The 22,445-nt window shown below is 71.5% G+C and carries 17 protein-coding genes; 9 read left to right on the plus strand and 8 right to left on the minus strand.

Going from position 1 to position 22,445, the window contains the following annotated elements; all coding sequences use genetic code 11:
* Nucleotides 1-78 precede the first annotated feature (78 nt).
* The 3 genes from WME96_RS26855 (at nucleotide 79) to WME96_RS26865 (ending at nucleotide 1,740) form a co-directional block, all read left to right on the plus strand.
* A complete protein-coding gene (locus WME96_RS26855) occupies nucleotides 79-456 on the plus strand; it encodes a hypothetical protein (RefSeq protein ID WP_437284439.1) in 378 nt (125 codons plus the stop codon).
* Between the two features lie 91 nt (nucleotides 457-547).
* The gene (locus WME96_RS26860) at nucleotides 548-1,207 is read left to right on the plus strand and encodes a DUF4166 domain-containing protein (protein WP_437284440.1); all 660 of its coding nucleotides are present in this window, start codon (nucleotides 548-550) and stop codon (nucleotides 1,205-1,207) included.
* Nucleotides 1,204-1,740, plus strand: coding sequence for a hypothetical protein (locus tag WME96_RS26865; protein ID WP_437284441.1), 537 nt, complete (start codon nucleotides 1,204-1,206; stop codon nucleotides 1,738-1,740). The genes WME96_RS26860 and WME96_RS26865 overlap by 4 nt, the downstream gene beginning before the upstream one ends.
* Before the next feature lie 106 nt (nucleotides 1,741-1,846).
* On the opposite strand, the gene WME96_RS26870 is transcribed toward WME96_RS26865, so the two are convergent.
* The 3 genes from WME96_RS26870 to WME96_RS26880 all read right to left on the minus strand — a co-directional run bounded on the left by WME96_RS26870 (nucleotide 1,847) and on the right by WME96_RS26880 (nucleotide 5,175).
* Complete coding sequence (locus WME96_RS26870) at nucleotides 1,847-2,731, minus strand: carbohydrate ABC transporter permease (RefSeq protein WP_437284442.1); 885 nt, start codon at nucleotides 2,729-2,731, stop codon at nucleotides 1,847-1,849.
* 1 nt (nucleotide 2,732) lies between these two features.
* Nucleotides 2,733-3,665, minus strand: coding sequence for a carbohydrate ABC transporter permease (locus tag WME96_RS26875; RefSeq protein WP_437284443.1), 933 nt, complete (start codon nucleotides 3,663-3,665; stop codon nucleotides 2,733-2,735).
* Between the two features lie 103 nt (nucleotides 3,666-3,768).
* The gene (locus WME96_RS26880) at nucleotides 3,769-5,175 is read right to left on the minus strand and encodes an ABC transporter substrate-binding protein (protein WP_437284444.1); all 1,407 of its coding nucleotides are present in this window, start codon (nucleotides 5,173-5,175) and stop codon (nucleotides 3,769-3,771) included.
* Nucleotides 5,176-5,913: 738 nt separating this feature from the next.
* Here WME96_RS26880 and WME96_RS26885 point away from each other — a divergent pair.
* The 3 genes from WME96_RS26885 to WME96_RS26895 all read left to right on the plus strand — a co-directional run bounded on the left by WME96_RS26885 (nucleotide 5,914) and on the right by WME96_RS26895 (nucleotide 11,690).
* Nucleotides 5,914-7,194, plus strand: coding sequence for an isochorismate synthase (locus WME96_RS26885; protein WP_437284445.1), 1,281 nt, complete (start codon nucleotides 5,914-5,916; stop codon nucleotides 7,192-7,194).
* A 97-nt stretch (nucleotides 7,195-7,291) separates the two neighbouring features.
* The gene (gene pabB / locus WME96_RS26890) at nucleotides 7,292-9,445 is read left to right on the plus strand and encodes an aminodeoxychorismate synthase component I (RefSeq protein ID WP_437284446.1); all 2,154 of its coding nucleotides are present in this window, start codon (nucleotides 7,292-7,294) and stop codon (nucleotides 9,443-9,445) included.
* 91 nt (nucleotides 9,446-9,536) lie between these two features.
* Nucleotides 9,537-11,690 carry an anthranilate synthase component I gene (locus WME96_RS26895; protein WP_437284447.1) on the plus strand — a complete coding sequence of 718 codons (2,154 nt, stop codon included), beginning with the start codon at nucleotides 9,537-9,539 and terminating at the stop codon, nucleotides 11,688-11,690.
* A gap of 357 nt (nucleotides 11,691-12,047) precedes the next feature.
* Here WME96_RS26895 and WME96_RS26900 read toward each other — a convergent pair whose 3' ends face one another.
* Nucleotides 12,048-12,875: a GNAT family N-acetyltransferase gene (locus WME96_RS26900; protein WP_437284448.1), complete on the minus strand. Its 828-nt coding sequence runs from the start codon at nucleotides 12,873-12,875 to the stop codon at nucleotides 12,048-12,050.
* A gap of 196 nt (nucleotides 12,876-13,071) precedes the next feature.
* Between WME96_RS26900 and argG the strand changes: the two genes are divergently transcribed.
* Nucleotides 13,072-14,424, plus strand: a complete 1,353-nt coding sequence (gene argG, locus WME96_RS26905; RefSeq protein ID WP_437284449.1) for an argininosuccinate synthase — start codon at nucleotides 13,072-13,074, stop codon at nucleotides 14,422-14,424.
* Nucleotides 14,425-14,557: 133 nt separating this feature from the next.
* Nucleotides 14,558-14,917: a phage holin family protein gene (locus WME96_RS26910; RefSeq protein WP_437284450.1), complete on the plus strand. Its 360-nt coding sequence runs from the start codon at nucleotides 14,558-14,560 to the stop codon at nucleotides 14,915-14,917.
* A 277-nt stretch (nucleotides 14,918-15,194) separates the two neighbouring features.
* On the opposite strand, the gene WME96_RS26915 is transcribed toward WME96_RS26910, so the two are convergent.
* Both WME96_RS26915 and WME96_RS26920 read right to left on the minus strand, forming a co-directional pair.
* Complete coding sequence (locus WME96_RS26915; protein WP_437284451.1) at nucleotides 15,195-16,178, minus strand: aldo/keto reductase; 984 nt, start codon at nucleotides 16,176-16,178, stop codon at nucleotides 15,195-15,197.
* 54 nt (nucleotides 16,179-16,232) lie between these two features.
* Nucleotides 16,233-17,930 carry a MutS-related protein gene (locus WME96_RS26920; RefSeq protein ID WP_437284452.1) on the minus strand — a complete coding sequence of 566 codons (1,698 nt, stop codon included), beginning with the start codon at nucleotides 17,928-17,930 and terminating at the stop codon, nucleotides 16,233-16,235.
* Between the two features lie 205 nt (nucleotides 17,931-18,135).
* Between WME96_RS26920 and WME96_RS26925 the strand changes: the two genes are divergently transcribed.
* Nucleotides 18,136-19,116 carry a BON domain-containing protein gene (locus tag WME96_RS26925; RefSeq protein ID WP_437284453.1) on the plus strand — a complete coding sequence of 327 codons (981 nt, stop codon included), beginning with the start codon at nucleotides 18,136-18,138 and terminating at the stop codon, nucleotides 19,114-19,116.
* Nucleotides 19,117-19,155: 39 nt separating this feature from the next.
* Here the strand turns inward: WME96_RS26925 and WME96_RS26930 are convergent, their stop codons facing one another.
* Both WME96_RS26930 and WME96_RS26935 read right to left on the minus strand, forming a co-directional pair.
* Entirely contained in the window at nucleotides 19,156-20,844 is a 1,689-nt protein-coding gene (locus tag WME96_RS26930) for a protein kinase domain-containing protein (protein ID WP_437284454.1), read from the minus strand.
* 518 nt (nucleotides 20,845-21,362) lie between these two features.
* Nucleotides 21,363-22,415, minus strand: coding sequence for a 3-oxoacyl-ACP synthase III family protein (locus tag WME96_RS26935; protein ID WP_437292363.1), 1,053 nt, complete (start codon nucleotides 22,413-22,415; stop codon nucleotides 21,363-21,365).
* Nucleotides 22,416-22,445: the final 30 nt, after the last annotated feature.

The following is a 22,445-nucleotide window of genomic DNA, read 5'->3' on the forward strand; positions in this document are numbered from 1 at the left end:
GCGAGGTCGGGATGCTGCTGCGCCGCCGGGCCGCACCGCGCTCTCCGGTGCGCCGCAGGATCGGATAGAGTGCCCAGCATGAACTCCTACGATCTGATCACGTGCGCGAGCTGCTACGGCGAAGGCGAGATCAACACGGACTCCGGACCCTACCTGTGCAAGGACTGTAACGGGAACGGCCGCATCTTTCCGACCGGCGAGCAGATCGAGGAGCGCATCCGCGAGATCGAGGTCGAGCTGGAGCGCCACCCGCTGCAGGCGCGGCCGGAGAGCCGGTGGCTCGTCTTCGAGCTGCGGCGCACGCGCAAGCTGCTCTGGCAGATCCGGTCGCTCTGCGAGGAGGCGGAGAGCGACGCGGAGCAGCCGATCCTCGTCAAGATCCGGGACCTCGCCGACGCGGCCGTCGCCGCGAGGAGCCCCGCGCTGCCGCGCGAGATGCTCCCGGAGGACGGCTGACGCCGGCCCCGCCGACGCGCCGCGCGTGCGCGCGAGCCGCGCCCGCGCGGCCGCGGCGCACGTGGAAGCGGGCGCGACGCGCGCTGCTCCGATGCCCTCCCTCTACCCTTCCCTCCTCGGCGCCGCGTGGTCTGCGCTCGCGCCGCCGGTCCAGCGCCTCCACGCGGGCGGCGCGCGCGCTCGCGGTCGCTTCCGCGTGCGCCGCGGCCGCGCGCTCGCGGCGCGCCTGATCGCCGCCCTGCTGCGCATGCCGGAGGCAGCGGAGGACGTCGCCGTCACGCTCGCGGTCGAGCCGCGGGCCGACGGCGAGCGGTGGATCCGCACCTTCGGAACTCGCCTGCTCCGCTCGACGCAGTGGCGCTCGGGCGATCTGCTGGTGGAGGCGCTCGGCCTCGTCCAGTGCTGGTTCCGGCTACGCGCTGAGGGCGGCGCGCTCGTGTTCGAGCAGGTGCGGTCGACGATCGGGCTGCGCAGCTTCGGGCTGCCGCTGCCCAGGTGGCTCGCCCCGCGGGTCGAGGGCCGCGCCGAGGCGCTGCGCGACGAGGTCCAGGTCGACGTGCGGATCTTCGCGCCCGTCGCCGGGCTGCTCGTCGCGTACGAGGGGCGCGTGACGCGCGGCGGAGAGGACGAGGCGGCCTCGGCGCCCGCCCGCGAGCCAACCTCCGCGCGCGCCGGCGAGGCCGCCTCCGTGAGCGCCGGCGAGGCCGCCTCCGCGAGCGCCGGCGCGCCGGCGCGCGGGTCGAGCGCGTGATCACCGCGCTCGTCCTGTTCGCCGTTCAGGGCGCGCTCGGCGCGTTCGACACGCTCTACTACCACGAGTGGCGCGCGCGCCTGCCCGGCGGCGTGCCCGGCACCGCGCCCGAGCTCGTCCTGCACGCCGTCCGCGACCTCGTGTACGCGGTGCTCTTCGCCACGCTGCCGTTCGTGCGCTGGGAGGGGCTCGCCGCGTGGGCGCTCGCGGCGCTCCTGCTCGCAGAGATCGCGATCACGCTCCGCGATTTCGTCGTCGAGGACACGGTCCGGCGGCCGCTCGGCGGCGTCTACCCGGGAGAGCGGGTGATGCACGCCGTGATGGGCATCATCTACGGCGCCGCCCTCGCGCACCTCCTCCCCGAGCTCTGGCGCTGGGCGCTCGCCCCCACCGGCTTCTCCCGCTGGGAAGCGCCCCTCGCCCTCCGCGTGCTCCTGCCGGCGATGGCCGCGGGCGTGCTGCTCTCGGGGCTGCGCGATCTCGGCGCCGTCTACGGCCCTCGCTGGCTCCGCTTCCCCTGGGGGCGCGCGTGACGGCTACCTCGCGCGTCAGCCCGGCGCGGCGTCGGCCGTGAAGGCGGGGAGAGCTCGCGCGAGACGGGACGCGTGACGGCCCCTGGCCGCCTGCAGCGAGCGCGCGCTAGCCCTTCACCGCGCCCGCCGTGAGCCCCGCGAGGATGCGCCGCTGGAAGACCAGCGTCAGCACCACCAGCGGCACGGTCACCACGACGGAGGCCGCCATGGTCTGCCCCCAGGGGATCTCATAGAGCCCGCTGGTGGCGGTCGAGAACGCCTGGATCGCGTACGTCACCGTGCGCTTGTCCGGCGTCTGGGTGAACGAGAGCGCGAACAGGAACTCGTTCCAGGCGGCGATGAACGCGAGGATGCCGGTCGTCGCCATCCCCGGGACCGCGAGCGGCAGCATGATCTTCGTGAACACCTGCCAGGGCGTCGCGCCGTCGACGTACGCCGCCTCCTCGACCTCGCGCGGGATCGCCTTCAGGAAGCCGGTGAGCACCCAGACCGTGAACGGGAGCGTGAAGATGAGGTATGTCAGGATCAGCGCGGGGAGCTGGTTGTAGAGCTTGAGGAAGTTGATCATCTCGAACAGGGCGCCGAGCACGGCGATCTGCGGGAAGATGGTCATCGCCAGGACCGCGTAGAGCACGACGCTGCGCCCGCGGAACCGGAACCTGCCGAGGGAGTAGGCGGCGAGCGAGCCGACCGCGAGCGAGAGCGCCGTGACCGAGACGGCGACGATCACGCTGTTCAGGAGCGCCGTCTGGAACTGGCCGTCCTCCAGCACGGCGCGGTAGTTGTCGAGCGTGACGCGATCGGGCCAGTAGCGGACCGGGGTCGTGAACAGCTCGCTGTCCGGCTTGATCGAGGAGACGAACGCCCAGACGAACGGGAAGACGGTGAACACGACGACCGCGGCGACGAGCAGGTAGAACAGGACGCGCAGGGCGACCTGCCCGCCGCGCCGACGGTGCCCGCCGCCCGGAGCTCCGGGAGAGCCATCCATCTCAAGCCTCCTCCGCGCGGAACACCGCGAGATAGATCATGATGAACACGGCGATGACCAGGAACAGCGCGACGGAGATGGCCGAGCCGTACCCGATGTCGGAGATGCTGACCAGCGTCTGCTGGGCATACGTGGCCATCGTCTGCATGTCCGGCCGGTTGCCGAACATGACGTAGAAGACGTCGAAGACCCGGAGCGCGTCGAGCGTGCGGAAGATGAGCGCCACGAGGAGCGACGGCTTGAGGAGCGGCAGGGTGATGCGGGTGAACTGCTGGAGCGCCGTCGCGCCGTCCACCCGGGCGGCCTCGTAGAGGTCGCCGGGCACGAGCTGCAGCCCGGCGAGCAGGAGGAGCGCCATGAACGGCGTCGTCTTCCAGATATCGATGAGCGCCACCGCCCAGAACGACACGTCCGGATCGGCGAGGAACGCGATGTTCCGATCCACGATGTGCAGGCGGTTCACGAGGATGTCGTTGAAGACGCCGTAGACGTCGCTGTACATCCACTTCCACATCTGCGCCGAGATGACGGTCGGTATCGCCCAGGGGATGAGCATGGCCGCGCGCACCGTGGAGCGCCCCTTGAACTGCGAGTTGACGATGAGCGCGATGGCGAGGCCGAGGGCGAGCTCGCTCAGCACGGTGACGACCGTGAAGAGGACCGTGAGCAGGACCGCGTCGTGAAAGTAGCTGTCCTGCGCGAGATCGACGTAGTTCTGCGCCCCGACGAACGCCGCCGGCGCCCCGGTGCCGAGCCGCGTGTTCGTGAAGCTCAGGTAGAACGTCTGGACGAGCGGGTAGAGGGCGATGAAGCCGACGACCACCAGCGTCGGCAGGAGAAAGAGCCAGGCGATCGTGGTCCGCCGCCTCTCGAGCGACGCGCCGCGCGCGGGGGTCGCCTCGATCGTGGCCTTCGGGTCAGCCGGCGTGCTCATGCGAAGCTCCGTTCTCGAGAGGCGGTGTGGCCGGAAGGTCGCGCCAGCGGCGCCGCGGCGGCGGGGGAGCGCGCGGCCGCCGGAGGCGCGACCTCCGCGGCGGTTACCTGAGCGTGCGCGTGAGGCGCTGCTCCACCTGGCCGAGCACCGCCTTTGGATCCTTGCCCTGCAGGACCTCGCTCACCCCCTGGAAGAAGGCGATCGACGCCTCGTTGTAGCGCGGGCCGGTGCTGTTCGAGGGGCGCGGCACCAGCCAGAGGTCCTTGGCGCTCTCCAGGAAGGGCATCGCCTTCACCACCTCCGGATCCTCGAGCGCCGATCGGACCGTCGGGATGAGCGAGGCCGCGAGCGCGCGGAACTTCTGCCCTTCCGGGCTCGCCAGGTAGCGAACGAGCTCGATCGCCGCGTCCTGCTGCTGCGAGAACTTCGAGACGGCGAGCTGCCAGCCGCCGACGGCGGCGGCGCTCTTCTGGCCGGGCTCGTGCGGCAGCGGGGCCACCGCGAACTTGCCCTTGATCGGCGACTTCTCGGCGTTGCCCGCGGCGTACGCGTAGGGCCAGTTGCGCATGAACGCGGCGTTCCCGCTCTGGAACGTGTTCCGGGCGTCCTCCTCCTCGTAGCTCGTCACGCCGGCGGACGAGATCGAGCCCACCCAGCCCCTGGCGCGCGCGAGCGCCTTCTGCGCGTTCGGGTTGTTCACCGTGATCTTGCCGTTCTCGATGATGGCGCCGCCGCCGTGCGAGGCGATCCACTCCAGCGCATTGCAGGTCAGCCCCTCGTACGCCTTGCCCTGCCACACGTAGCCGAGGAAGTTCGGGTTCTGCGCCCGCTCCCCTTCCTGGATCTTCTTCGCCATCTGCTCGAGTTCGTCCCACGTCTCCGGCGGCTTCGAGTAGCCGTGCTTCGTCAGCAGGTCGGTGCGGTAGTAGAGCAGCCCGAAGTCGGTGAACCACGGCATCGCCACGAGCTTGCCGTCGACCGTGTTGTTCTGGACGATGCTCTCGACATGCTGCTTCGCTGCTTCACCGAGCTTCCCGGTCAGATCGGCGAGGTTCTGCGCGAAGGCGCCGGGCCAGATGACGTCCAGCATCATCACGTCGACGTCGCCCGACTGCGCCTGGAACAGGCGCTGGTAGACGGAGTAGGTCTCGGTCGCGCCCTTCGGCCGGGGGATGATGGTCACCTGGATGCCGGTGTCCTGCTGGAACTGCTGGATCATCGTCTTGTCGAGCTCGGCGCCGACGCCCACGGACTCGCCGTAATACTTGAGCTTGGCCCCCGCGTATTTCTTCGCCTCGGCGGCGTTCGGCACCGCGGGCGGCTGCGCCTTGATCGCCTTCTCGCCCGGCGCCTCCGCGACCGCGGCCGCGGTCGTGGCGGCGGCGCCAGGGCGGCTCTCGCCGGCAGGCGGGCTCTTGTCGCCGCCGCGGCAGGCGCCCAGACCGACGACGAGGAGGAGCAGCGCCGTGGGGCGCCATGCGCGGAGGTCATGCTGCCGAGTGAGGTCCATCGCAGGATCCTTTCTGAGCTCAGTGCCAGGGAGTTTCACGGTTCCGAGGGCCCCTCGGTGCTGTCGAGACGCGCCGCTCACGAGCGCCGCGAAGGATGAGGCCCCGCGGCAGCATCGAACAGATACGCGCTCCGGGGCAAGCGATCGCGCCGCCTGTCCGCGGCGGATTTACGGTCGGGAGGTACCTGAACACAGCTAGGGATGAAGCCTACGGCTCTGCTCGACGCGCCACGCCGCAGCGAAGCGGGCACGAGACGCACGACGAGGCGCGCTGCGCATGCGCGACGCGGACGCGCATGCGCGACGCGGACGCGCATGCACGAGGCGGAGGCGAACCGCGTGTGCGTTGCGCGCGCGTGGCGGACTCGCAACGGAGCGCGAGCGGGGTTGCACGAAGGCGGTGCGCACGCGCGTTGCGCGACGACGAAGTGAGCCGGTCGCGCGAGGTACGACGCGCGCACGTCGCGCATCGCACGTCGCGCATCGCACACCAGCGCGCGCACGCGTTGCGCGAACGGCGGATGCGCGCCGGATCGCGCAATTTTCGCGGTGAATCGCCGTCTCACGCGCACGGGGCGCGGGCTGCTTTGCGCTTGCGGAGCCCATCCGGAGGCGGTAGAGCCGACGCTGTGCGGCCGGCGCTCGCGATCCGGCATGGTGCCGCGGGCGCACGGCCCGCTGGCGCCTGACTGCTCCTGCCGAGCAGGACGAGCCCGAACCGGCCTGCGCAGGCTGTGCATGACCCCCCTGACGCTCTCCTCTTCGGCCGATGCCCCCCGCCAGGCGGCACGGCTGGTCGCCCGCACCGTCCGGCTCGACGCTGACACGCTCGCGAGGATGCCCGGCGGCATCTCCGCGCTCGCCGGGGACAGCGCGCGCGTCTGGATGCACCCCAGCGCGCAGCTCATCGCGCACGGGGTCGCCGCCCGCCTGGAGCTGCCGCACGGCATCGAGGGCGGCGTCGCGTGGATCCAGGAGGTGCTCTCGTCGATCGGCACGGCCGACGCCGTGGGCCGCCCGGGCAGCGGCCCGGTGGCGCTCGGAGCCCTGCCCTTCGGCCGGACGGAGCCGGCCGCGCTCGTCATCCCCGCCCAGCTCGTCGGCGCGGCCCCCGACGGGACCGCGTGGGTCACCACCATCGGCGAGGGCGCCGCGCCCGCGCCGCACCTCGAGCGGGCCGAGGGCCACCGGCGCTCGCCCGACAGCTTCACGCTGAAGTCCGCGGTCCCGCACGACGAGTGGTGCGGGCGCATCGCGCACGCCGTGGCCGACATCCAGCGCGGGGACCTGTCCAAGGTCGTCGTCGCGCGCGCGGTCGACGTCGAGGCGAACCGGCCCATCGTCGTCGAGGAGGTCTTGCGCCGCCTGACCGCGCTGTACCCCTCGTGCGCGATCTTCCACGTCGACGGCTTCCTCGGCGCGAGCCCGGAGCTCCTGCTCTCGCGCCGCGCGCGCGCCGTCTCGTCGCACCCGCTCGCCGGCACCTACGCGGTCTCCGCCGACGTCGACGCCGACCGCCGGTTCTCCGAGGTCCTCCGGAGGTCGGCCAAGGACCAGCGCGAGCACCGCTTCGTGGTCGAGGCCGTGGCAGCCGCGCTCCGGCCGGAGTGCGCGTCGCTCGACGTGCCCAGCGAGCCGTCGATCCTGAGCCTCCGCAACGTGATGCACCTCGGCACGTCGATCCACGGCGAGCTCAAGGAGGCGGCGCCGGACGCGCTCACGCTCGCCGCGCGGCTGCACCCGACGCCGGCCGTGTGCGGCACGCCGCGCGACGCGGCGGAGGCGTGGCTCGGCGCGCACGAGGGCATCCGGCGCGGGCTCTACGCCGGGATCGTGGGCTGGGTCGACGCGCGCGGCGACGGCGACTGGTTCATCGGCATCCGCAGCGCCACCGTCGACGGCGCCCGCGCGCGGATGGTCGCTGGCGTCGGGGTCGTCGCGGGCTCGAGCCCGGAGGCCGAGCTCGTGGAGACGCAGCTCAAGCTGCAGGCCATGCTCGCGGCCCTCATCCGCCCCTGATGCCGGGGCCGCCGCCCTGGCGCCTCCTCCACGCCGGTCCCCGCGCCGGCGCGCCCGCGTTGACGGCCCCCGCGAGGGCCCCCAGGGGAGCTTCGCCGTGAAGACACTCCTCATCGACAACTACGACTCGTACACCCACATCCTCGGGCAGTACCTCTGGGAGGTGAACGGCGAGAAGCCGATCATCGTCAGGAACGACAGCCTCTCGCTCGCCGAGATCAGGGACCTCGAGGTCGACAACATCGTCATCTCCCCCGGCCCCGGCCGCCCGGAGCGCCGGGCCGATTTCGGCGTCTGCGCGGACGTGATCGAGGCGCTCTCCGGCACGCCGATCCTCGGCGTCTGCCTCGGCCACCAGGGGCTCGCGGCGCGCTTCGGCGGGCGCGTCCGGCACGCGCCGCGGGTGATGCACGGCAAGGTCGCGGAGGTCGAGCACGACGGCGCCGGGCTGTTCGAGGGCGTGCCCAGCCCGTTCAAGGTGGTGCGCTACCACTCGCTGATCGTCGGCGACGACGACCTCCCGGCCGACATTGAGGTGACCGCGCGGACGCGCGGCGACGGGCTCATCATGGCCCTCAAGATCAAGGACCGGCCGTTCTACGGCGTGCAGTTCCACCCCGAGTCGATCGGCACCGAGCACGGCAGAAAAATCATCAGCAATTTCCGTGAGATCACCGCGCGCGCAAGGGGAGCAGCGGCGGCGCCTGGGGCCGCGGCTGCCGGTCTGGCGCGCGCGGGGGGGCGCGGCCGCGTGCGTCACGTCCGGCTCCCCTGGGTCGATCCCGAGCGGGCGTTCGCCCGGCTGTTCGCCGCGGCGCCGTACGCGTTCTGGCTCGACTCGAGCGCGACCGGGAGCGACGGCCGCTTCTCGTTCATGGGGAGCGCGACCGAGGCGATCGAGAGCCACGGCGCCGCCGTGACGCGCTGGACCGCCGGCGGCCCGGGGGGCCTGCTCACCCCGGCCCTGTCCGAGGGGAGCCCGTTCGCGGCGTTCCGGCGGGAGCTCGCGTCCGTGTCGCTCGAGCCGAGCGGCCTTCCGTTCCATTTCACGGGCGGGCTCGTCGGCTATCTCGGCTACGAGCTCAAGGAGCACCTCGGCTTCGGCGCGTCCGCCCACCCGCGCCGCGCGCTCCCGGACAGCGCGATGATGATCGCGCGGCGGCTCCTGGCCTTCGACCACGTCGAGCGCGCCGTGTACGCGTGCGCGATCGACGCGGGCGAGCCGCCGCCGATCGCCGCGCCGCCGCCCCCGTGCGACGCGTGGCTCGACGAAGTCGCGGCGCGGCTCCAGGGCCTCCCGGATCTCGCCGAGCCGGCGCTCCCGCCCGTCCCGGAGGGCTTCGCCGACGGCCTCGCGCTGTCGCAGCGCCTCTCGCGCAGGGAGCACCTCGACGCCGTCCGGTCGATCCTCGCCGAGATCCACGAGGGCGAGACGTACGAGGTGTGCCTCACCAACGAGTTCCACGTGCGGACCTCGCTCGACCCGTTCGCCCTCTACCGCGTCCTGCGCCGCACGAACCCCGCGCCGTTCTCGGCCTACCTCAGGCTGCCGGGAGGCGCGGTGCTGTCGTCGTCGCCGGAGCGGTTCCTCTCGGTCGATCGGGCGCGGCGCGTGCGCAGCGAGCCGATCAAGGGGACGCGGCCGAGGGGCGCCACCGACGAAGAGACGCAGGCCCAGCGCCGCGATCTCGCGACGAGCGACAAGGACCGCTCCGAGCTGCTCATGATCATCGACCTGGTCCGCAACGACCTCAGCCGGGTGTGCGCGATGGGCTCGATCGAGGTCGAGGAGCTGATGCGGATCACCGAGCACGCGACCCTGCTCCAGCTCTCCTCGGTGATCACGGGCGCGCTGCGCGAGGGGCGCGCCGCGCTCGACGCGCTCGAGGCGTGCTTCCCCGGCGGCTCGATCACGGGGGCGCCGAAGCACCGGACCACCTCGATCATCGACGCGCTCGAGCGGCGCACGCGCGGCGTGTACACGGGCGCCATCGGGTACCTCGCCTTCGAGGGCCCCATGGACATGAACATCGCCATCCGGACCCTCGTCGCCGACGCCGAGGGGGTCAGCTTCGGCAGCGGCGGCGCGGTCGTCGCGGAGTCGAGCCCCGAGGCCGAGTACGAGGAGGTCCTCGTCAAAAGCTTCCCGCTGCTCCGCGCCGTCTACCTCGCCGAGCGCGCCGCGGACGCCGATCGAGCGCCCGCGCGCGGCGCGCATCGCCCGCGTCCGCCGAGGGCGTCGCGCAGATGACGTGCCCGACGAACACGTGCCCGCGGCGAAGAAGCCGGTGCCGAGCGCATGCCGCACCGCATATACTCGCCGCGCAGGAGGAGACGCGGTCTTGAAACGAGAGAGCAACGTTACGCGGAAGGGAGTCGCGGTGCGGCGGGTGGTCGAGGAGCTCGCCGTCGACGGCGCGATCCAGCCCATCGTGGAGGCGCTCGACAGCCACCTCGGCGTGGTCCTGGCGTCCAGCTACGAGGTTCCCGGCCGGTACACGCGATGGGACATCGGCTTCATCGATCCGCCGCTCGTGCTCGTCTCCCGGGGCCGCGACTTCCGGTTCACCGCGCTGAACGAGCGCGGTCGCGTGATCCTCCCGGCCATCGACGAGGCGCTCCGGGATCTCGATGCGGTCGCGGCCGTCGAGCGCCGCGGGGACGAGGTGGTCGGCGCGGTCCGGCCGCCGGGCGAGCGGGTGCCCGAGGAGCTGCGCAGCCGCCAGCCGTCCATCTTCTCGGTGCTGCGGCGGCTCATCGAGCTGTTCAGCACCCCGGGCGATCCGCTCTTCGGGCTGTACGGCGCGTTCGCGTACGATCTCGCCTTCCAGTTCGAGCCGATCCGGCTCCGCCTCGAGCGCCCGGCGGATCAGCGGGATCTCGTGCTCTACCTGCCCGACGAGATCGTCGCCGTCGATCACCGCCGCGAGCGCGCGACGCGCACGCGCTACGAGCTCACGTGCGGCGATCGCTCGACCGAGGGGCTGCCGCGCGAGGGCGCGGCGCGCGCCTACGTCGGCGCCGATCGCGCGCCGCAGAACGAGTACGCGCCGGGCGAGTACGCCGACCTCGTCCGGGTCGCGCGCGAGTCGTTCAAGCGGGGCGATCTCTTCGAGGTCGTCCCGGGCCAGACGCTCTTCGAGCCCTGCCCGGTGCCTCCCACCGAGCTCTTCTACCGGCTGCGCGAGCGCAACCCGGCGCCCTACGGCTTCCTGATGAACCTCGGCGAGTCCGAGTACCTCGTCGGCGCCTCGCCGGAGATGTACGTGCGGGTCGAGGGCGATCGCGTCGAGACGTGCCCGATCTCGGGCACGATCCCGCGCGGCAGCGACCCGATCGCCGACGCGGCGCAGATCGCGCGCCTGCTCGCGTCCGCGAAGGACGAGTCGGAGCTGACGATGTGCACGGACGTCGATCGCAACGACAAGTCCCGCATCTGCGTGCCGGGGAGCGTCCGCGTGATCGGGCGCCGGCAGATCGAGATGTACTCGCGGCTGATCCACACGGTCGATCACATCGAGGGCCGCCTGCGCGAGGGGTTCGACGCGCTCGACGCGTTCCTGGCGCACACCTGGGCGGTCACGGTCACCGGGGCGCCGAAGGCCTGGGCCATGCAGTTCATCGAGGATCACGAGCGCTCGCCGCGCGCCTGGTACGGGGCTGCGGTCGGGATCGTCGGCTTCGACGGCAGCATGAACACGGGGCTCACGCTGCGCACGATCCGGGTCAAGGACGGCGTGGCGCAGGTCCGGGTGGGCGCGACGCTGCTCTACGACTCCGATCCCGACGAGGAGGAGCGCGAGACGCACGTGAAGGCGTCGGCGCTGCTCGACGCGATCCGGCGGCCTCGCGGCGTCCCCGCGCAGGCGCCGGCGACGGCCGGCACGGCGCCGGGGGCCGGCCTCAAGGTGCTGCTCGTCGATCATCAGGACTCGTTCGTGCACACGCTGGCGAACTACTTCCGGCAGACGGGCGCCGAGGTGGTGACGCTCCGCGCCGGCTTCCCTCACGGCGAGCTCGACAGCTATGCGCCGGACCTCGTGGTGCTCTCTCCCGGGCCGGGGTCGCCGAGCGATTTCGATCTCTCGGGGACGCTGTCGGCGCTGCTAGAGCGGCGGCTGCCCGTCTTCGGGGTGTGCCTCGGCCTGCAGGGGATGGTCGAGCATTTCGGCGGCAAGCTGGGCATCCTCGACTACCCGATGCACGGCAAGGCCTCGAAGGTGCGCGTGCTCGGCGGGCGGCTCTTCGAGGGGCTGCCGCGCGAGTTCCACGCGGGGCGCTACCACTCGCTCTACGCGCTGCGGGACGCGCTGCCGCCCTCTCTGAAGATCACGGCGGAGACCGAGGACGGGGTCGTGATGGCGATCGAGCATGCGGAGCTGCCGATCGCGGCGGTGCAGTTCCACCCGGAGTCGATCCTGTCGCAGGACGACAACGTGGGGCTCCGGCTCGTGCGGAACGCGGTGACCGAGCTGCGGCGGGCTGGCGGGGGGTGACGCGCGAGGGGGATCCGAGTCGCCCGGCTCCGAGAGAGGGAGTCCGCCGCGCGCCGGACTCCCTCTCTCGGAGCCTACCGTGGAGCTTTGATCACGCGCTCAACACGGGGAGCGCGTAGCTCAACACGGAAGCGCGCGACCGGCTCAGGCCACAAAATGAAAAAGCGCCGCCGGGGCCTCGGGGGGGGGGAGAGGCCGCGCCAGCGACGCTGCATTGGTCTTAAGCACCGGACATGCCACGGCACGTCTCTGTCATTGCCGGGCATTTCGCATGGATGTCCGGGGCGATTGTTTCGCTTCTGCAAGGACGGAGCTGCACTCCTGCAAGTGCGCGGATCCGCGACGCCCGGGGAGCGCTCAGGTGGACTCCTGCGAATTCTCGCTCCGCCGCATGAAGACACCCTTGCTGTACGCCATGAAGAACCCGAGCCGCATGGCGTTGCGTTCCGTGGGAATGCCAGGGCTCGCGCTGATACACGCCAGGGGACAACCCCGCTCGCGCACCCGCTCCAGCCGGCGGACGATGAGCGCCAGCTGGATGCCGCGCTCGCGGAAGCGGGGGAGCACCGAGGCGCCGAAGAGCGCGGCGCCCTCGCCGGAGACCTCCACGCAGCCGCCGCCGGCGGGCTCGCCGTGGACAAGCGCCAGGTACGAGTCGCACCCGGGGTGCGCGACCAGGCGGCGGGTGACGTCGAAGAGCGCCGGCGTGATCGGCTCGCCCTCGGGGCGGAAGCCGCTCGTCGAGACCTCGATGAACACCCGGACCTGCGCTTCGTCCGCGGGGTCGACGCGCACGATCTCGAGCCCGTCGGGGCCGCCGTGCGTCAGCAGCGCGCGGAGGTCCTCGTCCGGCGCGATCTCGCGCGCCAGCACGTTCTCGAACTCGCGCAGCACGAACCCCCGCTCGGCGAGGCCGCGCACCAGCGACTCGTGCGCGAAGGGACAGACCTGGATCTGCGGCTCCGCGCCGCGCGTCGTGTAGAACGCGACGAGCCGATCGAGCTCCTCGCTGGAGACGGGCCCGTCGAGCCCGAGCCCCACAGCGAAGTTGCCCCAGGAGCCCTCGCCATCAAAGGCCATCCACCCGCCCGCGATGGGCTCCGCGCAGGCGACCACGGCGGCGGTGCCGAGCGCCAGCCGGCGCTCCTCGATCCGGGCAATCTCGGCGTACGACAGCTTCGGCATGGGTGCACCTCGTCGGCGGGCAGGGTTGCGTGAGAAGGCGCCCTCCATCCTAGTCCGACGCGCCCCGCTCCGTGCGTGCGAGCACGCGCGCGCCGGCGGCGACCGGGCGACGCGCTCCGCGGCCGCCGTCCGGGGCCCCCGCGCCGCGCGATCTACGCTCGCGTGTGCGCGGGCGATGTGACTATGCTGCGCCGCCATGAGCAGGATCTTCCGTTCCCTTCCCCCGGCCGGCACCCATCTCGGCATCGCGTTCTCGGGCGGGCTCGACACGCGCTGCGCGGTGGCGTGGCTGACGCGCAACGGGCTCAAGGTGCATGCGTACACCGCCGATCTGGCGCAGCCGGACGAGGACTCCCCCGGCGACATCCCGCCGATCGCCCTGCAGCACGGCGCGGTCTCCGCGAAGCTGGTGGACTGCCGCGAGGCGCTCGTCCGCGAGGGCATCCTCGCCATCCAGTGCGGCGCCTTCCACCTCTCGACGGGTGGCAAGAAGTACTTCAACACCACGCCGCTCGGCCGCGCGGTGACCACGACCGCGATCGTGCGCGCGATGCGCGACGACGACGTCCACGTCTTCGGCGACGGCAGCACGCACAAGGGCAACGACATCCAGCGGTTCTATCGCTATGGCATCTTCGTCGACCCCTCGCTCCAGATCTACAAGCCCTGGCTCGACCCGAAATTCGTGGGTGAGCTCGGCGGGCGCAAGGAGATGAGCGAGTACCTCGTGCGTCACGGGCTGCCCTACCGCATGGGGACGGAGAAGGCCTACAGCACCGACGCCAACGTGCTCGGCGCGACGCACGAGGCAAAGGACCTCGAGCGCCTGGACACCGGGATCAAGATCGTCCACCCGATCATGGGCGTCGCGTCCTTCCGGCCGGAGGTCGCCATCGAGGCCGAGACGGTGACCCTCGGGTTCGAGCGCGGCGTCCCGACCACCATCAACGGCAAGCGCTTCGGCTCGCTGTTCGAGCTGTTCGTCGAGTGCAACCGGATCGGCGGGCGCCACGGGCTCGGCATGAGCGACCAGATCGAGAACCGGGTCATCGACGCGAAGAGCCGCGGCATCTACGAGGCGCCCGGCATGGCCCTCCTCCACGCCGTGTACGAGCGGCTCCTGTCCGCGATCCACAACGAGAACACCCTCGACGTGTACTTCACCCAGGGCCGTCGCCTCGGGCGCCTGCTCTACGAGGGCAAGTGGTACGACCCCGAGGCCATGATGCTGAAGGACGCGCTCTCGCGCTGGATCGCGCCCGGCGTGACCGGCGAGGTGACGCTCGAGCTGCGCCGCGGCGACGATTACAGCATCACCAACACGCGCGCCGACTACATGGCCTATGCGCCGGACAAGCTCTCGATGGAGAAGGTCGAGGAGGCCTACTTCACCCCCGAGGACCGCATCGGCGCGCTCGAGCTCCAGAACCTCTCGGTGACGGACAACCGCCAGTTCCTGATCCACCTCATCGAGAGCACGCAGGCCCTCGGCCCGGGCGGCGCCCCCGCCATCGGCGAGCTGCTCGGCGGCGACAAGCCGAAGAGCTGAACCTGCAACCTGCAGAGGAGCGTCCGGGGCGAGCCCCTCCCTGACCGGCGAGGTTGCGCCCGGCCCGCGCCTGGGTCACCAAGAACGGGCGAACTCCGGCCCGCCCCTGCGGTGCCGGCCCAGGGAGGTGGTCATGAAGACGCTCATCATCCAGGCACTCGCCGCGGGCCTCGCGGTCCTCGTCGGAACGAAGCTCATGCCCGGCGTGCGCATCCGCAGGACAGGGACGACGCTCGTCGTCGCCGCGGTGTTCACGCTCCTCAACCTCCTGCTCGGATGGCTCGTGAAGTTCCTGGTCGCCGTGGCGCTCCTGCCCGCCGCCGTCGTCACGCTCGGCCTGGCCTACCTCTTCTTCGGCCTCCTCGTGAACTCCGTGCTGCTCTGGGCGACGGACAAGCTGATCGACGATTTCGAGATCCGCGGGTTCGGCTCGCTCTTCGGCACGGCCGCCCTCATCTCCTTCGCCGGGTGGCTCCTGCCGCGCATCCTCTGAGCTCCACGGAGCTCCGCCGGCCGGGAGTAGAGCGCTCAGGCGCCCATCCTCACCACGCCGACCACGGCGGACTTCTCACCTCGTCCGTCCTGTCACAGCGCACCTGCCGACGTCGCTCGTGCGCTGCTCAGCCTCCACGGACATCGTGGTCAGTCAGGGTGTCAGGCGAGGGCATCACGGTGGTTGGGCGCCTTCTGATCGCGCGGCGCGCGCTCGGCGCCACGCGCGCGGGGACGCGCCGCGGCCCCGGCCGGCCGCGGCGCGCCCTCGTCGAACCCTACCAGCGCTGGTGAATCGCCGGCCGGAGCCGGCGGTCGTAGATCTCCCGGATCTTCGCCATCGTCTCCTGCGGCAGCGCGGGCAGGTCCGCGGCGCTCGCGTTCTGGTCCACCTGTTCAGGCCGCTTCGCGCCGGGGATGACGCACGTCACCGCGTCCTGCATGAGGATCCACCGCATCGTCCACGCCCCCATGCTCACGCCGGGGGGCACGAGCGGGCGGAGCTCCTCGACGACCTCGAGGCCCAGATTGTAGTCGACCCCCGAGAACGTCTCGCCCTTGTCGAACGCGGCGCCCTCGCGGTTGAAGTTGCGGTGATCGTCGGCGGCGAACGTCGTCGCGGCGCTCATCTTCCCGGTGAGCAGCCCCGAGGAGAGCGGCAGTCGCGCCAGGATCCCGACCTGCCGGCGCTTCGCCTCCGGGAAGAACAGCTCGGCCGGGCGCTGCCGGAGCACGTTGTAGATGATCTGCACCGACTGCACGCCCGGGTACTCGATCGCCTTCAGCGCCTCTTCCACCCGCTCGACGCTGACGCCGTAAAAACGGATCTTGCCCGCCTTCACCAGCCGATCGAGGGCATCGAACACCTCGGGCCGATAATAGACGTCCGTCGGCGGACAGTGCAGCTGCATCAGGTCGAGCGCCTCCGTCTCGAGGTTCTTCAGGCTGCGCTCGACGAAGGCCGTGAGGTTCTCCGCGGTGTAGCTGGCCGCGTTGTGGGGGCTCAGCCGCCGGCCCGCCTTCGTCGCGATGACGATCTCCTCGCGCCGCTCCCTCCGGAGCCGCGCGAGCAGCCGCTCGCTCCGGCCGTCGCCGTACACGTCCGCGGTGTCGAAGAAGTTCACGCCGCGCTCGATGGCCCGGTGCAGCGCGGCGAGCGACTCCTTGTCGTCGACGTCGCCCCAGGTGCCGCCGATCGCCCAGGCGCCGAAGCTCACCGTGGAGACGCGGAAGCCCGTTCTGCCAAGAGGTCGATATTCCATGGCGGCGCATACAACCAGATTTTTCCGCTCACGGCGAGCGCGCCGTGCCGGCGATCAGTCGGGCTCGACCTCGCGGCGGCGGTGCGCTCGCTTGCTGCGCTCGACCAGCGCGACGAGCTCCTCGCGCGTGACCCCGAGCCGCGCCGCGGTCCGCTGCGCGAGCGAGGTCCGCGCCACCCCGCGGACGAACTGGTACGTCGGCCACTGCTGCGCGTCGAGCTCGACCTGCAGGAACACGAGCCCATCGACCGGCCGCTCCCGCTCGAGCCGCGCCGCGAGCTCCAGGAAATGCGTCGTGATGAACGCCTGAGGGCGGAGCTCCCCGAGCAGCGAGATCACGAGCTGGAAGATCTCCTCCCCCTCGGACGGGTTCGTGCCGGAGCAGAGCTCGTCGAGCACCACCATGTCGCCGACCTGCATCGCCTCGAACAGCGAGCGGATGCGCAGGAGCTCCATCCCGAGCCGCCCCTCGCTCTGGTCGGCCTGTGCCTGCTCGATCAGCGACACGAACAGCCCGTGACACGGCGAGAGGCGGGCCTCCGCGGCCGGCACGAAGAAGCCCGCCTGCCCCAGCATCTGCGCGAGCGACAGCGCCTCGAGCAGCCGCGTCTTCCCCCCGGAGTTCGGCCCGGTCACGATCACCGTCGCGTCGTGGCGCTCGGTCGCGAGGTCGCACGGCACGATGCTCGCCGCGCTCGCGAGGAGGAGCGGGTTGAACAGCCCCCTGAGCTCGCGCGCCGGGGCCTCGCCGCGCGCGCCGCCTGGCCAGGCGAGCTCGGGCAGGCAGACGGAGAGCCCGGCCGCGCGGGCGCGATCGCGCAGCGCGAGGCCCGCGAGGTAGAACTCGAGATCTCCGAGGAGCTGGACGAGCGCGACGAGCTCGTCCTCGACGCCCTCGAACACGCTGTTGACGTAGCGGGTGAGCAGCTCGTCGTCGCTGAACCGGTACCCTCGCCACAGCATCACGAGCTTCGTGACGACGCGCCCGATCGGCGACTGGTAGAAGCGGTTCCCGTCGTTCTCGCGGATCGACAGCGCGCGGAGATCGCGCACGTGGCCGTCGGAGCCGACGCGGATCCGGACGTCCAGCGTCGCGAGCTCCTCGTCGTACGCGAGCAGGTCCGCGAGGCGGCGGTACGCCTCCGTCTCGCGCACCGCGGCGCCGAACGCGGGGAGCCGCGCGAGGCCGGATCGGGCGCCCGCGAACCCGTCCGCGAGCGCGTCGAGCGCCTCCTTCGCGGCCACGAGGATGTCCAGCCGGCGCCGGCTGCCCTCCCGGCGGGAGATCGAGATCGTCTCGAGCTGGCCCACCCAGCGGCGGAGCGCCGCGTACGCGCGGCCGAGATCGCGGCGCAGCGCCTCCGACCCGGCGAGCTCCCGGAAGATGTCGCGCCGGAGCTCGACGGTGTCGCGGTCGCTCGGCGGCCGGGAGAGCGCGCGGCCGAGCAGCGCTGGGCTCGGGATGTACGTGCGCCCGTCGCTCGTGAAGTGAAGGCAGCCCACGATGAGCTCTTGCAGGAAGACGTGCTGCGCGAAGCGCGCCGGGTCCCACGTCGACGCGGGCAGCGACGCCGACTCGATGTGCCGGTCGAACGCGCCCGCGGGGGCGCCGCCCGCGAACGCGAACGTCAGCGACTCCTTGACCGCGCGCGCGTCGACCCGGAGCGCGGGCCGGTGCGAGAGCAGATCCGGCGCCGCGCGCTGCCCGGGCAGGGCGTCGAGCAGGACGGGTTCCGGCGACGCCGCGCTCACGGCCTCGAGCCTACGATGCGTCGGGCCGGAGCGCTCGTCCGGTGTCCGTTGCCGCCGCCGCGCGGTGGCCAGGGGAGTTCTCGGCATGGCCGTGCCGACACGCGCGCCGCGCGGTTGTTCCCGAACGGCCGAGGGCGACCGCGTTCATGGCACGACGTCTGCCTGGGTGGACGGCCGGAGAGGCACCATGAGTTACCGCTGCACGATGAGCAGAATACGCTGGTTCTCCGGCCCCACCCTCCTCGCGCTCGCCCTCGTCGGCACCGCCTGCAGGAGCGAGAGCGAGAGAGCCGAAGGAGCGGTCCGCGAGCCAGCGGACCAGACCGGCGACAGGGCCGCACCGCCCGATCACCAGCGCCAGTCGCCCGGAAAAGACGGGCGCGATCAGGCCGAGCGGCTGGGCGACAAGGCCGAGCAGCTCGCCCGGGAGGGCCAGGAGCTCGGCAAGGAGGCGCGCGAGCAAGCGGACAAGGTGGGTGAGAAGGCCGAGCAGCTCGCCGAGCGAGGGCGCGAGGTGGGCAGCGAGGTCAGCAACCAGATGAACCGCGTCGGCGAGCAGACCGGCGCGCTCAAGAACGAGCGTGCCCAGGGCGGGCACGAGCAGACCGGCGCGCTCAAGAACGACCGTGCCCAGGGTGGGCGCGAGCAGACCGGCACGCTCAAGGACGACCACGGCCAGGCCGGGCGCGCGCAGACCGGCGCGCTCAAGGACGACCACGGCCAGGCCGGGCGCGCGCAGGCCGGGCAGCCCGCGGCGCCCAGGGAGCAGGCCACGCCGCAGCAAGGTGGCCAGCAAGGAAAGGAGGCGCAGCACGGTCAGGCCGGCGGCGCCAGGGACAAGGGGCAGCCCGGGAACGCCGCGGCGAGTGAGCGCGACGCCTGGACGCAGGCGGCGAAGGACGACGACTATCAGGTCAGCTTCAACCGCGACGGCTCCGTCGTCGCCACCAAGGAGGCCAAGGGCTCTGACAAGCGGCCGCCCGACGAGGCGCTCCGCAACACCGTGGGCGGCAAGCTCGCGAGCAGCGATCACGAGGCGGTGAAGAAGCTCAGCGTGACCGTGCACAACGGGGTCGTCACGCTGCAGGGCAGCGTCGCCAGCATGAAGGAGGCGACCGAGGCGGTGAAGGAGGCCATGGACGCCGACGGCGTCACCAAGGTGATCTCCTATATCCGCCACGACTGATGACCGCCGGCGGTCGAGGCGGCGTTCGCCCGTACAGGGCTACTTCGCGTAGTTCGTGGGCCGCAGCTTGACGGAGCGCTCGACGGTCTCCGCGGGCGCGAGCGTCAGCATGATCGTCTCATCGAAGCAGTCCGACCTCGACACGACCACGACCTGTGTCCCCACGGGCAGCTCGGTCTTGAGCGGCGTCTTGCCGAGCGTCTTGCCCTTCCAGCTCACGATCGCGTCCGGCGGGTCGCTCGCGATCGCCACGCTCGCCTTGGGAGCTTCCTCGGGCTTCTTCTCGACAACCTCCACGGCCGCCGCCTGGGACGCCGCGGCGGCCGCGGCGGCCGCGGCGGGCGCGGCGATGGGCGCGCGCTGGCTCGCGGCATAGAGCGCGCCCCCGGCCACCGCGGCCAGCGCGACCAGGCCGGACGCTCCGACCAGGAAGCCGCGCCGCGAGGGGGGCGCCGGCATCGCGGTCGCGCGCAGGCTCACCGAATCGCTCACGGGCGTCCTCGGCCGCTCGACGCCCGAATGGCGCGAGAGGCCGGAATACCGCTCGACGCCCGAATAGGGCTCGATGCCCGGGTGGCTCGGCTCGCCGAGATAGGGGAGCTTGCTCGCCGAGCCCGACCCCGAGCGCGAGCTCGACGGCCCCATCGCGAGGCCGATGCCGCTGAGCGTCACCGGGCTGGAGGGCTCGCTCAGGCCCGACGCCTTGGCCACCCGCTCGATCTGCGCCTTGATCTGGTGGCGAATCGTCGCCCTGCTCTCCGCGTAGATCCCCCGCATGCACGCGCCGAGGAACTCGCCGCGGACGTCCTCGCCCGACCATTGCAGGTAGCTCTCGATCACGTCGCACATCTCCTGCGCGGTCGAGAAGCGCTTCGACGGCTCGCGCTCGAGGGCCTTCGCGGCGATCTGGTCGAGCGCGATCGGGATCCCCGGGACCACGGTCGACAGCCGCGGCAGCTTCCCCAGGAGGAGCTGGTGCATCACGCTGATCTGGTCGCCCTCGAACAGGCGTCGCCCGGCGAGGAGCTCCCACAGCACGACGCCCACCGCGAAGATGTCCGCCCGGCGATCCACCGACTTGCCCGCCGTGACCTGCTCGGGCGCCATATAGGTCAGCTTGCCCTTGAAGGTCCCGCTCTCGGTGCGGGAGGAGTTGACCGCCGCCTTGGCCACGCCGAAATCGACGAGCTTCACCGCGCCGTCGTACGTGACGAAGATGTTGTGCGGGGAGACGTCGCGATGGACGATGCCGAGCGGCTTGCCGTCGAAATCGCAGAGCTCGTGCGCGTAATGCAGCCCGCGCAGCACCTCGGCGACGATCCGGAGCCATGTGGCGCGCACCAGCCCGCCCGTGCCCGGCTCCCGGTCGGCGGCCGATTTCATGACGCGCTTGAGCGGCTGCCCATCGAGGTACTCCATGACGATGAAGTACCCGTCCTGATCGCTGCCGACCTCGTAGGTCTGGACGACGTTCGGGTGGTTCATGCGCGCCGAGAGCTTCGCCTCGTCCATGAACATGAGGACGTGTCGATCCTCTTCGTCGGCGAAGCTGCGAAGCCGCTTGACGACGACCAGCTTGTTCACGGAAGCCGGCCCGTGCGCCATCGCGAGGAAGACGTCGGCCATTCCGCCGCGGCCGAGCTTCGCAATGGGGCGATATCGGCCGAGCCCAAGCTGAGTCGGCGTGTCCCTCAAGATCGACGCTCCGTGTTCTCCGGTCACACCCACCTCAGTATGCAAAATTCAATAATTGCGCGTCCAAGTCAATACTCAATACGAAGAGTTTCGGTTGTTGTCGCTGAGGCAACATGCCCCACTGGCATGAAGGGCCGGAAATCGTGCGCACAGGAACGAGATGAAACGACATCCGAGCACAGCCGCTCACGCGGTGTTCGGCGGTTGACTGCGCAGCGCCGCGTGCTGGGCGGCGCGGGCGCGCGCTCATACCACCGCTGCTCGTGTCACCGCTGCGCGTGTGGCCGGATCTGCCGGAGAGGCGCCGCGCAGGCCGGCGTCAGGTCGACGGCGCTGCGGACGCGGGTTCGCTGCGGGCGGTGAATGAAAGGTAACAAAGGCTACGCCGCGTGCAATCCGCCACCGGCGGTTCCCATGGAAAATCGTGCGGCCTTGCACGTTCCACGGCTTCCACGGCTTCTACTTCTGGCTCGGTCCGGTGGCAGAGCGCGTTCGGCGCCGGACTCAGCAGCAGGGTCAGGCGGGCGGCGCGCCTGCGGAAGCTCAGCCGCTCACAGCTTCCAGAGCGCGCAGCCCCAGTGCACGCCGGTGCCGAGCGCGAGCACCATGGCGAGCTGCCCCTTCTTCACCCGGCCAGCGCGCATCTCCTCGTCGAGGAGGATGGGCACCGTGGCGCCGCTCGTGTTGCCGAACCGGTCGATGTTGCTCGGGAGCTTCTCGACGGGCACGCCGAGATCCTTGCGGATGTGCTCGTTGATGCGGCCGTTCGCCTGGTGCGCCAGGAACACGTCGATGTCGTCGATCGTGACGCCCTGGGAGGCACAGAGCTCCCGCGCGGTCGCCGGGAGCTTGGTCACCGCGAACTTGAAGAGCTCGCGGCCGTCCATGCGGGGGATGTGCGCGTCGTCCTCGAACGATCCCTGCTTCCAGTAGGGGCGCGAGCGGAAGCCGCCGCCCGGAACGAAGAGGAGCTCCGCGAAACGCCCGTCGGAGCAGATCTTGTTGGCGCGAAGCCCCGCGTCCCGGTCGGTCGCGCGGAGCACGAGCGCGCCGGACCCGTCCCCGAACAGGACCGCGAGGTTCCGGTGGCGGTCGGCGCGCTCCCGCGCTTCCGGCGTCGCGGACCTGCCGTTCTTCGGATCGAGCGCTCCCCAGTCCTCCCAGGGCATGAAGCCGGCGTGCGCCTCCGCGCCCACGAACAGGACGGTCTTCGCGGCCCCGGTCTGGATGAGCCCGTCGACCGTCTGGAGGCCGAACAGCATGGCGGCGCACTGCTGCCGGATGTCGAGCGCCGGAACGCCGGGAATCCCCAGCTTGGCGCCGAGCAGCGCCCCCGAGCCGGGGAAGATGTAGTCCGGCGTCATCGTGGCAAAGAGGATGTAGTCGATCTCCGACGGTGAAATGCGGGCGGACTCGATGGCGCGCTTCGCCGCCTCGCACGCCAGGTCGCTCACCCCCACACCGTCCGGCGCGTAATGCCGCTGGCGGATGCCGGAGCGCTGGTAGATCCACTCGTCGGAGGTGGTGATTACCCGCGCGAGGTCGTCGTTGGTGACAGGTTCGCCGGGCACGTAGTGCCCCGTCCCGATGATCTCAAATCCCATCTTTGCCACCGGGATGCCTTACTCGAAGCG

Origin of the sequence: Sorangium sp. So ce406 (assembly GCF_051474675.1) — a bacterium.
In the GTDB taxonomy this organism is placed as follows: Bacteria; Myxococcota_A; Polyangia; order Polyangiales; family Polyangiaceae; genus Sorangium; species Sorangium cellulosum_G.